Origin of the sequence: Microbispora amethystogenes (assembly GCF_016863015.1) — a bacterium.
In the GTDB taxonomy this organism is placed as follows: Bacteria; Actinomycetota; Actinomycetes; order Streptosporangiales; family Streptosporangiaceae; genus Microbispora; species Microbispora amethystogenes.
Map to the genome: position 1 here is coordinate 89,846 of NZ_BOOB01000026.1, position 13,574 is coordinate 103,419.

Sequence of the window (13,574 nt, forward strand, 5' to 3'; positions counted from 1 at the left end):
CGGCGGGTAGGAGCCCCTCATCGTCAAGCGCGGCCCGATGAGGGGGATCCATGGGGCGCTTCAGGATTGCCGGCGTCGTCGCGGCGCTGGTGGGTGTGGCCGGGGCCTCCGCCACGCTCTCCGGCTGCGCGGCCGGCGGCGGCAAACACGCCACGCAGGCGGGCCAGGCCGGTCACCAGCGGAACAAGGTGGCCAACGAGGCGGCGTTGCGCAAGTCGGAGATGGCCGCCGCCGCCCAGGTGAAGGCCAACGAGCTGGGACAGATCCCGGTGATCATGTATCACCGGATCGTCCAGAACCCGCCGCCGGGCGACGACCGCAGCCCGAAGGACTTCCGGGACGAACTGGAGCGGCTGGCCGCCGAGGACTACGTGCCGATCACCGCGGCCGAGTACGTCACGGGCAAGATCGACATTCCGGCGGGCAAGCACCCGGTGGTGCTGACCTTCGACGACTCCTCGCCCGCCCAGCTCACGCTCGACGGTATGGGCAATCCGACGCCGGACTGCGCGATCGGCATCCTCATGGACGTCGCGAAGAAGCACCCGGGCTTCCGGCCGGTGGCGACCATGTATGTGATCAAGGACCTGTTCGGCAAGGCCCGCCAGGAGGAGCAGATCCAGGTCCTGCAGTGGCTCAAGGACCACAACTTCGACATCGGCAACCACACCCGCGATCACCTCAACCTGCTCGGCAAGCCGAAGGACGAGGTGGAGAAGCAGATCGTGGCGGGGCAGACGCTGATCACCTCGCTCATCAAGACGCCGCCGGTCACGCTCGCCCTGCCGTACGGCAACCAGCCGCACGAGAAGAAGTGGGCGCTGCAGGGGGCGTCGGGCGGGGTGCGCTACGACTACAAGGGCGTGTTCCTGGCCGGGTACACCCCCGCGCCGTCGCCGTTCACCAAGGACTTCGACCCCCTCAGCATCCCGCGGATCAGGTCGAAGGAGAACAAGGTCGGCGACTGCAAGAAGTTCTGCTCGATGGCCTGGCTCGACTGGCTGAAGGCCAACCCCACCGACCGGTACACCTCGGACGGCAACGCGAAGACCGTGGCCTTCCCGAAGTTCAAGGCGGCGTTCGTGGCACCGGCGTTCAAGACCAGTGTGCTGCCGTACTGAGCGGGCTGAACGGGCTGTGCGGGCGGACGGCCGTGTCCCGGGGGCGGCTACCCTGCCACCATGGAGGACGTTCCCGGACGGCCGGTCGCCGCCGTGTCCGATGAGCCAGACGAACCGGACGGCCTGCGGGGGCTCACCCCGCGGCTGATCGGCCCGGAGATCGTCGCGGTCTTCGCGGTCTCGCTCGGCGCCAGCGCGCTGCTGTCGCTCATCCGCCTGGTCGGCGCGCTGACCGCCCCGAAGGAACTGGGCGACCAGCACGCCGTGCTCGTCGGCTCGCTGGCCCCCGGCCGCCCGTGGCTGGACCTCACGCTGCACCTCGCGGGGATCGCGGTGAACGTGGCCCCGGTGGGGCTCGTCGCGTACCTGCTGGCGCGGTCGGGTGAGTCGATGCGGACGATCGGGGCCGACTGGCGGGAGCCGGGACGCGACACGCTGCGCGGCGCCGCGCTGGCGGCCGTGATCGGCGGCACCGGGCTGGTGTTCTACCTGTTCGCCTTCAGGTCCGGGATCAACCTCAACGTCGTGCCGGACAGCCTGCCGGACGCCTGGTGGCGGGTGCCCGTCCTGGTCGCGGAGGCCGCCCAGAACGGCGTGCTGGAGGAGGTGCTGGTCAGCGGATATCTGCTGCACCGGCTGCGGCAGCGCGGCTGGTCGCCGTGGCGGTCGGTGGGCGCGTCGGCCATCCTGCGCGGCTCCTACCACCTCTATCAGGGCTTCGGCGGCTTCGTCGGCAACATCGCGATGGGCGTGGTCTTCGGCCGGCTGTACCAGCGCTGGGGACGCACGATGCCGCTGATCGTCGCGCACACGGTGATCGACGTGGTCGCCTTCGTGGGATACGGCCTGCTGCGCGGCCGCGTCTCGTGGCTTCCCTGATCTGCTGCCCTGACCTGCTCTCCTGTCCGCTGCCTGATCGGGCGCTAATCGGGCGCTAATCGGGCCGAATGCGTTCTGTATGGCGCGCCTGATTGCTTTGGGTTCGATCCCGGTGCATCGTTGACGCGCCGCCGCACGTCTGGATCCCCCCGGGCAAACCGGCCTGTCCTGGCCGCATCTTCTTTCGGGGACATTCGGGGATTTCGCAGTGAGACGTTCAACGGCTGACATCACATATCCGACATATACGGCGGCGCGGTCATGTCGCGCTACGCGTCGGCCGGGCGGCCTGCCCCGGCCGCCCGGCCGCGCACGTCCCGTCCACCCGCCGCGGCGGCCCCGGTTCCGCGCCCACGCCGGTACGCCCGGCAGCGCAACCGGCAGGGTGCCCGACAGCGGGAGCGGCAGCCCAACCAGGCCCGCACCGGGCAGCGCCGGGTTTCCCGCCGCACGTCCTGCCCTTCGCCCCGCCGGCCACACAGCTGGCCGGCCTGCCGGGCGTCCGTGCCGGGAGACCCGGCGTACGGGACCGCGACCCGCGCGGACGCCGGCGCGGCGGACCACGCGGGTCTTATTACCACCGGTGCCGCGGGCGCGGTCGGACCCGTTACTCAGGCAGCACCGTCAGGCAAGACAACGCAGTGCGCCGCGGATGCGGGAGTCGAGAAGGTGGTCGGCCGGCAGGCGGCCGACCGTCGCCTCCACGAACTCCTCGGGGCCGAGATCGGCGGTGAGGCCGTCCACCTGCACCTCGATCCGGCCGCAGACGGGGACGACCTGCGCCTTCGACCCGCGCTCCGCCAGCACGAAGAGGCCGACGGGGACCCGCCAGCCGAGGCGGTCCCCGGCCTCGTCCGGCGTCACCGGCGCCCCCACGTCGTCGGCGTGGGTGGCGTACTCCGAGTCGTAGTGGAAGGTCTGCAGGCCCACCGGGTAGGGCCCGGCCGACGTGTGCAGGGTGCCGTCGCGGCCCAGGGCCCGCATCCGCCGGCGCGTCTCCGCGTTCTTCGTCCGCCACTCGTCGAGCACCTGCTCCACCGGCAGCCCGCGGCGTCTGCGCACGCACCATTCGTTGAAACCGTCGAAGCCGCCGCGCACGCCCTCGTGTTCGAGCATCTCGAAGAACCCGTCGATGTCGTCGTCGAGACACGCGTGGTTGTACAGCTCCTCACCCGCCAGGTGGGCGAGCACGTCGCGGGTCGTCCAGCCCTCGCATCGGGACGGGTGGTTCCAGCCGTCGTCGTCGAGCGAGGAGAAGTAGCGGTCGAGCCGGGCGGCCTCGGTGTCGAAGATGTCGAAGGGGTCGAGCCCCGTCAGTTCGTCCCGTGCTGAGGTCGTCATGGGGGAGCCGTACCCGGCACCCGCCCGCCCTCACCTGCCCGCCTCACGCGTCCCTGCGGGTCAGCAGGACGGCGGCCACGCCGTACGGCACGGCCACCCAGGCGACCATGACCGCGAGCGCGGCGGCGGGAGAGAGCAGCGAGCCGCCGACCGAGCCGGGGTTGCCGGTGCCGGCCAGCTCGCCCGCCAGGGCGCCGGGGAGCACGGAGCCGAGGCGGTCGCCCCACGGAGCCGGGAGGTTGAAGGCCACGAGGGGGATGACGTACCAGAGGGCCACCAGCACGGCGATCGCGGCGACGGCGGACCGCGTGATCGCGGCCAGGCCCAGCCCGATCAGCGCGAACATCACGATGGCGAGGCTCATCGCCAGGAAGAGCGGGAACTGCCGGGCGAGCGGCTCGGCCGACTGCCCCCGGATGGCACGGTCACCGATGATCAGCCGCCCCAGCGCGTACGTCGCGAGGATGGCCGCGAGCCCGGCGCAGAACGCCACGACCGCGAGGACGGCCGCCTTGGCGGCCAGCACCCGCCCGCGCGACGGCATGACGGTGAACGTGCTCCTGATCATGCCGGTGGCGTACTCGCCGGAGACCGCGAGCACGCCCAGCACGGCCAGGCACAGCGAGCCGAGCATGCCGGTCAGCTCCGGCAGCGACGACACGGCGAGGTGGTCCCGCTGGTCGGGTGGCAGGCCGTCCCAGAGGCCCGCGGCGTACCACGCCAGCAGGGCCATGAGGCCGACGACGACGACCACCACCCCGAGGACGACGGAGGTGGACCGGAGGGTGCGGAGCTTGAGCCATTCGGCGGCCAGCGCGTCGATCATCGGTCCGCCCTCCTGCTCGCGTGGTCCGTCACGTCCTCGGTGAGCCGCAGGTAGGTCTCTTCCAGCGAGGCGGCGCGCGGCGTGATCTCGTGCACCGGGATCGCGTGCCGGGCCGCGAGGTCGCCGATCTCGACCGGGTCGAGCCCGCGCACCGACAGGCCCTCACCCTCCGGGGTGACCGTCCCGCCCACGGCGGACAGCCCGGTAGACAGCGCGGTCGACAGCGCGGCGGCGAGATCCGCGGCGCGCGTGCTGCGGACGAACACGTCCCGTACGCCGGTCAGGTCGCGCATGGCGGTGTCGGCGAGGAGCCGCCCACGGCCGATGATCACCAGGTGGTCGGCGGTGAGCTCCATCTCGCTCATCAGGTGGCTCGACAGCAGCACCGTGCGCCCCTCGGCGGCGAGGCCGCGCATCAGCTCACGGATCCAGCGCACGCCGTCCGGGTCGAGGCCGTTGACCGGCTCGTCGAACAGCAGCACGCCGGGGTCGCCGAGCAGCGCGGCGGCGATGCCGAGGCGCTGCCGCATGCCGAGGGAGAAGCCGGCGATCCGCCTGCGCGCCACCCCCGCGAGGCCCACCTGCTCGATCACGGACACCACCCGATCCCGGCCGACGCGGTTGCTGCGGGCGATCCAGCTCAGGTGGCCGAGCGGCGTGCGACCCCCCTGGACCGCCCCGGCGTCCAGGAGGGCGCCCACCTCCCGCATGGGGTGGCGGATGCGGTCATAGCGGCGACCTCCGACGAGCGCCTCACCGCTCGCCGGGTGGTCCAGGCCGAGGATCGCCCGCATGGTCGTCGACTTGCCGGCGCCGTTCGGCCCGAGGAACCCGGTGACCCGGCCTGGTTTCACGTGGAACGTCAGCCCGTCCACGGCGACCGTACGGCCGAACCGTTTGGTCAGCTCTCTGACTTCGATCATGCCTCGACGGTCCCGCGCGGCGGGCCGTCCCGGCGTCGGGCCGGGGGGCGATCTTCTCGCCGTCCCTCCGACCACGGGATGACAGACCCCGGCGGGAGGCGGCCGGGGCTCCGCGCGGTCTACCGTGGGCGGGTGGACGATCCGGACGTACGGCCGCTCTTCCCCCGGCCGCTGCGCCGCGGTGAGCTGGTCGCGCTGGACTCCCTGGCCGGGCTGGGATACGCGTTCGTGCTGTCCCTCCAGGCGGGCGTCCCGGCCACGTGGACCGCGCACGCCCTGATCGCGGCGATGACGCTGCCGGTCGCGGTCAGGCGGCGGTGGCCGCTGCCGGTCTTCGGCGTCGTGCTCGCCGCGTCCCTGGCCGCGGCGGTGCCCGGCGTCGTCCGCGAGCCGCTGGCCGCCGCGGCGTACGCGCTCTATCCGGTCGCGCTGACGACGCCGCGGCGCAGGTGGGAGCCGACGACGGCGATCGGGGTGCTGAGCCTGGGGGCGCTGCTTTTCGCCGCGGTCGGCGGGGTGTCGGCGGACCCGGCGTCCAGACGGGCCGTGACGAGCCTGGTGCTCGGCGCGCTCGCGCTGGGCGGCGCCTGGACGATCGGCCGGGCGGTGCGGGAGCGGCGGGCGTACGCCGCGCGCGGCGCCGAACTGGGGGCCGAACGGGCGGCCGAGCGCGCGGTCGCCGAGGAACGGCTGCGCATCGCCCGCGAGTTGCACGACGTGGTCTCCCACACGCTGAGCCTCATCGGGGTGAAGGCCGGGGTGGCGGCGCACGTGGCCGATCAGCGTCCGGAGGAGGCGAGGGAGGCGCTGCGGGTCATCGAGGACACCAGCAGACGCGCCCTCGCGGAGATGCGGCAGGCGCTTGGCGTGTTGCGGGACGACTCTCCCGGCCGGTCCCCGGTGCCCGGTCTCGCGGCGCTGCCGGAACTGGCGGAGCGGGCGGCCGCCGCGGGCGTGGAGGTCGACCTGGACGTGCGCGTGACGGGCGCCCTGCCGGAGACGCTGGAGCTCGCCGTGCACCGCATCGCGCGGGAGGCCCTCACGAACGTCGTACGGCACGCGGCACCCGCCCGGTGCCGGGTCCTCGTCGAACGGGACGCGGCCGAGGTGCGGATCGAGGTGACCGACGACGGCCCCGGCCGCCGGACGCTGCCCCCGGGCCCGCCTGGGCACGGCCTGATCGGCATGCGGGAGCGCGCCCTGCTGTTCGGCGGCGAGTTCACGGCCGGGCCACGCCCCGAGGGCGGCTTCCGGGTGCTCGCCCGCCTGCCCGTCCCCGACCCCGGGAACTCCGCCGGCGACGGGGAGGACCGGTGACCGCGCCCGAACTGCCCGAGCCGCCCCAGACGCCTGGGCCGATCCGCGTCCTGCTCGCCGACGACCAGGACCTGCTGCGCGGCAGCCTGCGCCTGCTGGTCGACAGCACGCCCGGGCTGGTCGCGGTCGGCGAGGCAGGGACCGGGACGGAGGCCGTCGAGCTGGCCCGGCGGAGGTGCCCCGACGTCGTGCTGATGGACGTGCGCATGCCCGGCCTGGACGGCATCGAGGCGACCCGGCGGATCTGCGCCGAGTCCGCCGCCGTGAAGGTGCTGATCCTCACCACCTTCGACCTGGACGAGTACGTCTACGCGGGGCTGCGCGCGGGGGCCGGCGGCTTCCTGCTGAAGAACACCCCGCCCGCCGACCTGCTGGCGGCGATCCGCGTCATCGCGGCGGGGGAGGGGCTGCTGGCGCCGAGCGTCACCCGGCGGCTGATCGCCGAGTTCGCCCGGACCACCCCGGCCACCCTCGCCGGCCCGCGACGGGACGCGTCGCTGGACGGCCTCACCGGGCGGGAACGCGAGGTGCTCACCCTCGTCGCGCGCGGCCTGTCCAACCAGGAGATCGCCGCCGCGCTGCACGTGAGCACGGCCACCGTGAAGACCCACATCGGCCACCTGATCGCCAAGCTGGGCGCCCGGGATCGGGCCCAGCTCGTCATCGCGGCCTACGAGGGCGGGCTCGTCTCCGTGACCTCGCGGCGCCCGTGACAGGGTGGACCACGGTACGAGAGGAAGGGTGACCATGCCGGAAGTCTTCGATGTGATCGTGGTGGGTGCGGGACCGGCGGGGGAGGTCGTCGCGGGGCGGGTGGCGGCGGCCGGGCTGAGCACCGTCATCGTCGAGCGTGAACTGGCCGGTGGGGAGTGCTCCTACTGGGCCTGCATGCCGAGCAAGGCGCTGCTGCGGCCGGTCGACCTCGCGGGCGAGGTGAGCCGGGTCCCGGGGATGCGGCTCGACGGCCCGATCGACGCCGTCGCCGTGCTGGCCCACCGTGACACCGTGGTCTCGAACTACGACGACAGCGGGCAGGCGAGGTGGCTCGACTCCGCGAAGGTGACGCTCGTACGCGGCACCGGGCGGCTGACCGGCGCCCGGAGCGTCGAGGTCGCGACGGCCGACGGTGGCACGCGCACGCTCACGGCGAACCACGCCGTCGTGCTGGCCACCGGCAGCGGCGCGGTCATCCCCCCGGTCGCCGGGCTGGCCGCCGCGCGGCCGTGGACGAACCGTGAGGTGACCGCCGCGCGCGCCGTACCGGACCGGCTCGTGGTGATCGGCGGCGGCGTGGTCGCGTGCGAGATGGCGCAGGCCATGCGCGGGCTCGGGTCGCGGGAGGTGACCATGCTGGTCCGGGGTGACGGGCTGCTCGACCGGGTCGAGCCCTTCGCCGGGGAGGCGGTGGCGCGGTCGCTGACCGAGCAGGGCGTCGACGTCCGCCTGCGCGAGAGCGCCGAGAAGGTCGAGCGGCCGGAGCCGGGAGGCGTGGTGACGGTGCGGTTGAAGGGCGGAGACACGATCACGGCCGACGAGATCCTGGTCGCGACCGGGCGCCGCCCCGCCACCGGCGATCTCGGCCTGGCGTCGGTGGGCCTGCCGGAGTCGGGTCCGGTGAGCGTGGACGACAGCATGCGGGCGACGGGCGTGGCCGACGGCTGGCTCTACGCGGTGGGAGACGTCAACGGGCAGGCCCTGCTCACGCACATGGGCAAGTATCAGGCGCGGATCGCCTCGGATGTGATCGTCGCCCGGGTCCGGGGCGAGGCGGACGACCGGCCCTCGATGCGCGACCGCGCGGACGGGTTCGGCGCCCCCCAGGTGATCTTCACCGATCCCCAGGTGTGCGCGGTGGGCCGCACGGAGGCGCAGGCCCGGGCCGAGGGCTTCGACGTACGGGTCGTCGAGTACGAGATGGGTCAGGTGGCCGGCGGTTACCTGCTCGGCGACGGTTACGGAGGCAGGGCCAAGGCGGTGGTCGACGAGCGCCGCCGGGTGCTGCTCGGCGTGACCTTCGTGGCTCCCGGCGCGGCCGAGTTGCTGCACGCCGCGACGATCGCGGTCACCGCCGGGGTCACCTTGGACGACCTGTGGCACGCCGTGCCCTCCTACCCGACCGTGAGCGAGGTGTGGCTGCGCCTCCTGGAGGAGTACGGCCTGTGAGAGAGGCGGGTTGAGTGGCCGGGGCGTGTCCCCGGCCTTTTTCATGTCGGCCCGCCGGTGATTGATTTGGGTTTTATGTCGGGTATCGAATAAGCGGCCTGATGTGACAGCGGCGACTAATTCGGACTCCCTCATTCTGAGAGCGGCAAACACCTGGGAAAACATGGGGGCAGTCGTTTGTGTCGGCAGAACCGGGGAGATTTACGGGCTGGCAGGATGTCACCCGGTGACACCGGGGAGGAGCGTCCTCGCCGAGCTGCAATCTCGATTTATCGAGCATCGCTGTTTGAAAGGTACGGAAATGCGTAAGCGCACGAATCTCGTCAAGGGACTGCTGGCCGGCGCGGTGCTGGCCGGAGGCGCGGCCATGGCCGCGCCGGCGACGGCCGCGGTGGCCGCTCCGCAGGCTCAGCCGGCGTGTAACACGATCACAATCACGATCACGGCCACCGTCTGCCCGCCGAGCGCGACGCCGACGCCGACAGTGACGACCTTGGAGGCGCCGGCGCCGACGTCGCCCAGCCCGGACCCGACCTGCACGCCGACCTGCGCCACCTGCGGCGACCCGTCGACCGGAATCCGCTGGAGAAGGCACCTCCTCGACCTGGGACTCCTCATCGGCCTGGGTGTCCGCGTCGGCTGAGTGAGAAACCGGGATCGGCGTTTGCGCGGCATGGCCCGTCGCGGCGTCGGTCCCGGTATCGGCCGCCGGAAAAACCCGGCCGGCCACGCCGCCATTCCGGCCACGCGTATCGGAGAAGCGGCGAGTGCGTGCGGTTGACCAGATCGCACCCGATGTCACCTGACCGGCCAGGAAATGGCTCGGACATCGTCACTGCGAGGAAGAAGAGTTGAAGAACTGCATGGGCATACGTGTGGCGGTCAGAGTGGGCGCCGTATTCACCGGAGGGTTCGTGGTTCTGGGCGCCGTTGTCGCCGCTCCGGCACAGGCGGTGCCGGGAGACGGGGTGCCCATCACGGTGCGGCGACCCGCCGTCAGCGCCCACCCGGCCGCCCGTCACCCCCGCCACCCCCGGCACGCCAAGCGTGTGCACAAGCAGCGGCCGCCGGAGCGGCAGCGCCCCCACCAGCGGGAGTCGCAGCCCCAGCGGCCGCGACCGAACCTTCCCCCGGCCGTCACGCCGGGCGCTCCCGGCACGACGGGGCCGAACGCTCCGGCAACTCCGCCCTACAACCAGTCGGGCCCCGGCGGACCGGGCTACGGCCCCGGGTGGACCCTGCCGCCCGTGCAGAACCTGCCGGAGGCCGAGGAGACACCGATCTTCACGACGCCGGAGCTGCTTCCGGCGCCCGACGTCCCGGAGATCGTCGTGCCCCCGGAGAAGAACGTCGTGGACGTTCCCCGCAACCCGAACGGCTCGGTGACACCGCACGAGACACCGCACGAGACGCCGCCGGGGACACCGCACAAGACACCGCCGGGCACGCCGCACAAGACACCGCCCGGCACTCCGGTCGACCCGCCGCCGGGCACGCTGGTCGGCGCGCCGCCCGGCCACTCCTGCACCTGCACCACCTGCTGCGTCGCGGACTCCGAGGACGACACGCCCTTGCTGGGGATCTCGCTCGGCCTGGACGCCGAACTGGATGCCGGGCTGGGCGCCGGGCTGGGACTCCCCCTGAGCCTGGGCGGCCTGCTGTAACGAGGCAGGCGTCCATCTCAGGGCACGACCTCACCCGGCCGCGGCCACCGGTTCAGCCCGGCCGGGTGACCACGGCGGGCCGGCGCGGGTCCTCGACGCGGACCACCACGTCGGCGGCCCGCGCCGGGCCCGTCTCGCGTTCGTACCGTTCGTAGGCGGGCAGCGTCCAGTGCTCCTCGGGCGGCGTGCGGCGCGCCAGCGCGGCCGGCGACAGGGACAGGTGGACGGCCAGGTCGAACGGCAGGCCGCGGCCGAGCAGCAGCGCGCCGTCCACCAGCGCCACCCCGCCCGGCGGCAGCGTCACGTAGCCGGCCCGGGTGGCCCGGTCCCGCGCGCTGTCCCACAACGAGGGCAGCACCCGGCCCGTGCCGCCCGGCTCCAGCGGTCCCAGCACCTCGCGGACGAGGCCGGCCACGTCCAGCCACTCGTCGTAGAACACGTCGGGGTCGGTCCGGCCGAACTCCAGCCGCAGCGACGCGGGGCGCAGGAAGCCCGACGCGGGCGCCCGCAGCACCTCCCGGCCGCGCAGGCGCAGCGGGCCGGCCAGGGCGTCGGCCAGCCGTCCCGGCCCGGCGGCCGGGGCGCCGTCCACCGCGACGCGCACCCACGCGTCGCGCGGGCGCGCGGCGATCAGGTCGGCCAGTTCCTCCACGAGCAGGGACGGGGACACAGGACGGGCACGCACCCGTCCATCATCCGCCACCTCCGTCACCTCCGGCGGCGCGCAGGTAACGGCGGCCCAGCGCCGCCACCGCCTCCGACAGCTCGGGCGGGTCCAGCACCTCGAAGTCCACGCCGAGCAGGCCCAGGTGCAGGGCGAGCATCTCGCCGCCGCAGGTGCACGACGCGGTGCGGCTCGACGAGACGCCGCGACCGCTCGCCCGCGTGGTCGAGATAGTCGAAACGGAGCCGTTCGGCGTCCCGGCAGGCTCCGGCGAGCAGGGCGAGGACCTCGGCGTCGACCGTCGGGCCGGAGCCGCCGACGTCGAGGGTGAAGGACTGGATGGCGTTGACCCGCCGGCGCAGCCGCGCGGGCAGGAGCCGTCCGAGTTTGGCGAACGCGCGCAGGGCGCTCTCCTCGATGCCGGTGACGCCGCCTCCGGCGGCGGTCCGCAGGCCGACCGCGACGGCCACCGCCTCCTCGTCGTCGAGCAGCAGCGGCGGCAGGGCGGCGCCGACCCCGAGCCGTCGCAGTTCGACGAGGGCGGTCACTTCCCGGCGATGGAGACGCCCGGGCTGCTCGTCGCGGACCTGCGCGCCTTCTACCGCGGCCTGCGCGGTGCGACGGTCAGCGGTTGAGCCTGCGGCCGGAGATCTGCTCGGGGGCCATCACGATGAAGTGGTCGCGGGTCCCGGGCACCCACGGCGACAGCGGCAGCGTGGACAGGCGGTCGATCTCCTCGGGTTCCGACACCGCGCGGGCGTGCCCCACCGCGGTCACCGACCAGCCCGTACGGAACGTCGCGTCGAACTCGTCGGCCTCGAAGGCGACGACGGCGTTCCGCGCCGCCGCGGCGAGCTTGGAGCCCGCGGCGGTGCGGATGACGATGTTCCCGTCGAGCAGGCAGAAGTTGACGGGCTGGACGGCGGGGAGGGCCCGGTCGGTGAAGACGATCCTGCCGATGGGGGTGGAGGCCAGCAGGTCCAGACATTCCCCTCCGGTGAGAATCTCAAGGCCGGCCGAGTCGAGCTTCATGTCTGCAAGCCTGCGTGATCGGCCCGCCGGCGGGTTAGGGACGAAGGTCCCGTAATCGCCGTCGATCGGCCTCCCGCCCCGCTCCCGTGGAGCCCGGGGGTTGTCAGCCCCGGGGGTGCAGGCGGCGGAGGGCGTCGCGGATCCTGCCGCCGAGCGGCGCTCGCCGCCGGGGCTGCGCCTCCCGGGCGTCACGCAGTTCGGCGAGGGCCGTCACCGCGTCCGGACGCTTGGCGGGCGTGGGGTCGCGCATCCGCCGTACGAGGTCCATGACCTCGGGGGCGACGCCCGCGGCGGCCGGCTCGGCGTCCATGCCGGGCATGGGGAGCTCGCCGGTCAGCAGCTGGAAGGCGATGACCCCCGCCGAGTAGACGTCCGAGGCGGGGGTCATCCGTTCGGGCCGCGCCCGGCATTCGGGGGCGACGTAGTGGACGTCGAGGATGTTGGGGAGCTCGTTGGCGACGGTGTGCTTGCGCGGGCCGGGCTTGGCGTAGTCGAAGCCGGTCAGCATGGCGTTTCCGTCGTCCGCCACGAGCACGCAGGCGGGGGTGAGCGCCCGGTGGATGACCTTGTTGGCGTGGACGTGGGCGAGGCCGTCCAGCATGTCCTCCAGCACGGCGAGCTTGGCGCCGACGTCCAGCCCGCGCCCGGTCAGATGCAGGTGCAGGGCCTGCCCGTGGACGTCGTCGAGCACGAGCACGAACCGGCTCTCGTCGTCGATGGCGAAGAAGTCCCGCGAGCGTACGACGCAGGGATGCGGCGGGATCTTGGCGAGCGCCTGGTAGGCGTTGGCGATGCGGCGCTGTTCGGCGACCCGCCGCTGCTGCTCGGCCATCGGGTCGGCGCGGTAGACGCGCAGCAGCACGGTCCCGCTGGTCGGCGCGGTCGCGTTGACGGCGCGATACTCGGTGACGCGGCTGTCGCCGCCGAGCTGCTCCTCGACCTCCCAGTTGCCGAACCGCGGCGGGGCGGTGGGCCGGCGCACGGTCCCGTTCAGCGCCTCGATGATCGCGGTCCGGTACGGCGCGGCGTCCCGGCTGCACCCGTGCCTGACCCGGCCCACGTCGCTGAGCATGGGGACGAGCCCGGCGATCGTCGTGACGTGCCGGGCGTCGCGCCCGCTGGGGTCGACGAGGACGGCTCCCGGGGCGGTCAGCACCACGACGTTGTCGACGTACAACCGTTCGAGCTCGCGGTGCTCGTCGATCAGCAGGCCCTTCAGCGCCCGCGCGGTGCCGCGCAGCTTGGCCACCGGCGAGCCGAACGCCTCGCGGTGCTGGGGGAACCACCGGTTGCCCGACACCTCGAACCGGCCCCGGGCGCCCTTCACGTCGATCACGACGAGCGAGTGGCCGGTCAGCACGACCACGTCCACCTCGAACAGGTCGGCGCCGCGCGGCACCTCGATGTTGTGCAGCAGCAGCCAGTCGTCAGGGGCGTTGTCCCGCAGGTGGGCGATGACCCGTCGCTCGGCGTCATTGACGGGGCGTCCGCCACCGACGATCTGAGCCATCTCCGCTGTTCCGCCTCTCTGACCACTATGAGAACTTAATCCTCCTAGGTAGCGGTATTCCCGCGCCACCACTGATTCCCCCGCATTGTCCCAGGGGAAATCTGGAGCTCCCACATCCCCGAGGTGGACGCGCG

At 73.2% G+C, this 13,574-nt stretch carries 14 protein-coding genes and 1 pseudogene; 7 read left to right on the forward strand and 8 right to left on the reverse strand.

Annotated features, from left to right (window positions below; genetic code table 11):
* Nucleotides 1-50 precede the first annotated feature (50 nt).
* Both Mam01_RS18385 and Mam01_RS18390 read left to right on the forward strand, forming a co-directional pair.
* Nucleotides 51-1,121 (forward strand): polysaccharide deacetylase family protein, encoded by a 1,071-nt coding sequence (locus Mam01_RS18385; RefSeq protein WP_204286519.1) that lies wholly within the window; start codon nt 51-53, stop codon nt 1,119-1,121.
* Between the two features lie 60 nt (nt 1,122-1,181).
* The gene (locus Mam01_RS18390; RefSeq protein ID WP_204286520.1) at nt 1,182-2,000 is read left to right on the forward strand and encodes a CPBP family intramembrane glutamic endopeptidase; all 819 of its coding nucleotides are present in this window, start codon (nt 1,182-1,184) and stop codon (nt 1,998-2,000) included.
* Nucleotides 2,001-2,624: 624 nt separating this feature from the next.
* Here the strand turns inward: Mam01_RS18390 and Mam01_RS18395 are convergent.
* From Mam01_RS18395 to Mam01_RS18405, 3 genes are read right to left on the reverse strand one after another with little or no spacing between them, the layout of a single operon-like run.
* Complete coding sequence (locus Mam01_RS18395) at nt 2,625-3,341, reverse strand: maleylpyruvate isomerase family mycothiol-dependent enzyme (protein ID WP_204286521.1); 717 nt, start codon at nt 3,339-3,341, stop codon at nt 2,625-2,627.
* 43 nt (nt 3,342-3,384) lie between these two features.
* Nucleotides 3,385-4,167, reverse strand: a complete 783-nt coding sequence (locus tag Mam01_RS18400) for an ABC transporter permease (protein WP_204286522.1) — start codon at nt 4,165-4,167, stop codon at nt 3,385-3,387.
* Nucleotides 4,164-5,090, reverse strand: a complete 927-nt coding sequence (locus Mam01_RS18405) for an ABC transporter ATP-binding protein (RefSeq protein ID WP_204286523.1) — start codon at nt 5,088-5,090, stop codon at nt 4,164-4,166. Before Mam01_RS18405 ends, Mam01_RS18400 begins: the two co-directional genes overlap by 4 nt.
* Before the next feature lie 132 nt (nt 5,091-5,222).
* Between Mam01_RS18405 and Mam01_RS18410 the strand changes: the two genes are divergently transcribed.
* From Mam01_RS18410 to Mam01_RS18430, 5 genes are all read left to right on the forward strand, one after another.
* Nucleotides 5,223-6,407, forward strand: a complete 1,185-nt coding sequence (locus tag Mam01_RS18410; protein WP_204286524.1) for a sensor histidine kinase — start codon at nt 5,223-5,225, stop codon at nt 6,405-6,407.
* Nucleotides 6,404-7,120 carry a response regulator gene (locus Mam01_RS18415; RefSeq protein ID WP_239101411.1) on the forward strand — a complete coding sequence of 239 codons (717 nt, stop codon included), beginning with the start codon at nt 6,404-6,406 and terminating at the stop codon, nt 7,118-7,120. Before Mam01_RS18410 ends, Mam01_RS18415 begins: the two co-directional genes overlap by 4 nt.
* 34 nt (nt 7,121-7,154) lie before the next feature.
* Nucleotides 7,155-8,570: a dihydrolipoyl dehydrogenase family protein gene (locus Mam01_RS18420; protein WP_204286525.1), complete on the forward strand. Its 1,416-nt coding sequence runs from the start codon at nt 7,155-7,157 to the stop codon at nt 8,568-8,570.
* A 301-nt stretch (nt 8,571-8,871) separates the two neighbouring features.
* The gene (locus tag Mam01_RS18425) at nt 8,872-9,213 is read left to right on the forward strand and encodes a hypothetical protein (RefSeq protein WP_204286526.1); all 342 of its coding nucleotides are present in this window, start codon (nt 8,872-8,874) and stop codon (nt 9,211-9,213) included.
* Between the two features lie 220 nt (nt 9,214-9,433).
* Nucleotides 9,434-10,234, forward strand: coding sequence for a hypothetical protein (locus Mam01_RS18430; RefSeq protein WP_204286527.1), 801 nt, complete (start codon nt 9,434-9,436; stop codon nt 10,232-10,234).
* 52 nt (nt 10,235-10,286) lie between these two features.
* On the opposite strand, the gene Mam01_RS18435 is transcribed toward Mam01_RS18430, so the two are convergent.
* The 5 genes and pseudogenes from Mam01_RS18435 to mads6 form a co-directional block, all read right to left on the reverse strand.
* The gene (locus Mam01_RS18435; protein WP_204286528.1) at nt 10,287-10,919 is read right to left on the reverse strand and encodes a nucleoside/nucleotide kinase family protein; all 633 of its coding nucleotides are present in this window, start codon (nt 10,917-10,919) and stop codon (nt 10,287-10,289) included.
* Nucleotides 10,920-10,926: 7 nt separating this feature from the next.
* Nucleotides 10,927-11,058 (reverse strand): hypothetical protein, encoded by a 132-nt coding sequence (locus Mam01_RS37370; RefSeq protein ID WP_275409033.1) that lies wholly within the window; start codon nt 11,056-11,058, stop codon nt 10,927-10,929.
* A gap of 1 nt (nt 11,059) precedes the next feature.
* A pseudogene (locus Mam01_RS36760) lies at nt 11,060-11,422 on the reverse strand (helix-turn-helix transcriptional regulator); the annotation flags it as partial.
* Nucleotides 11,423-11,522: 100 nt separating this feature from the next.
* Nucleotides 11,523-11,930 carry a pyridoxamine 5'-phosphate oxidase family protein gene (locus Mam01_RS18445; protein WP_204286530.1) on the reverse strand — a complete coding sequence of 136 codons (408 nt, stop codon included), beginning with the start codon at nt 11,928-11,930 and terminating at the stop codon, nt 11,523-11,525.
* Between the two features lie 103 nt (nt 11,931-12,033).
* Entirely contained in the window at nt 12,034-13,440 is a 1,407-nt protein-coding gene (mads6, locus tag Mam01_RS18450; RefSeq protein WP_204286531.1) for a methylation-associated defense system protein kinase MAD6, read from the reverse strand.
* Nucleotides 13,441-13,574: the final 134 nt, after the last annotated feature.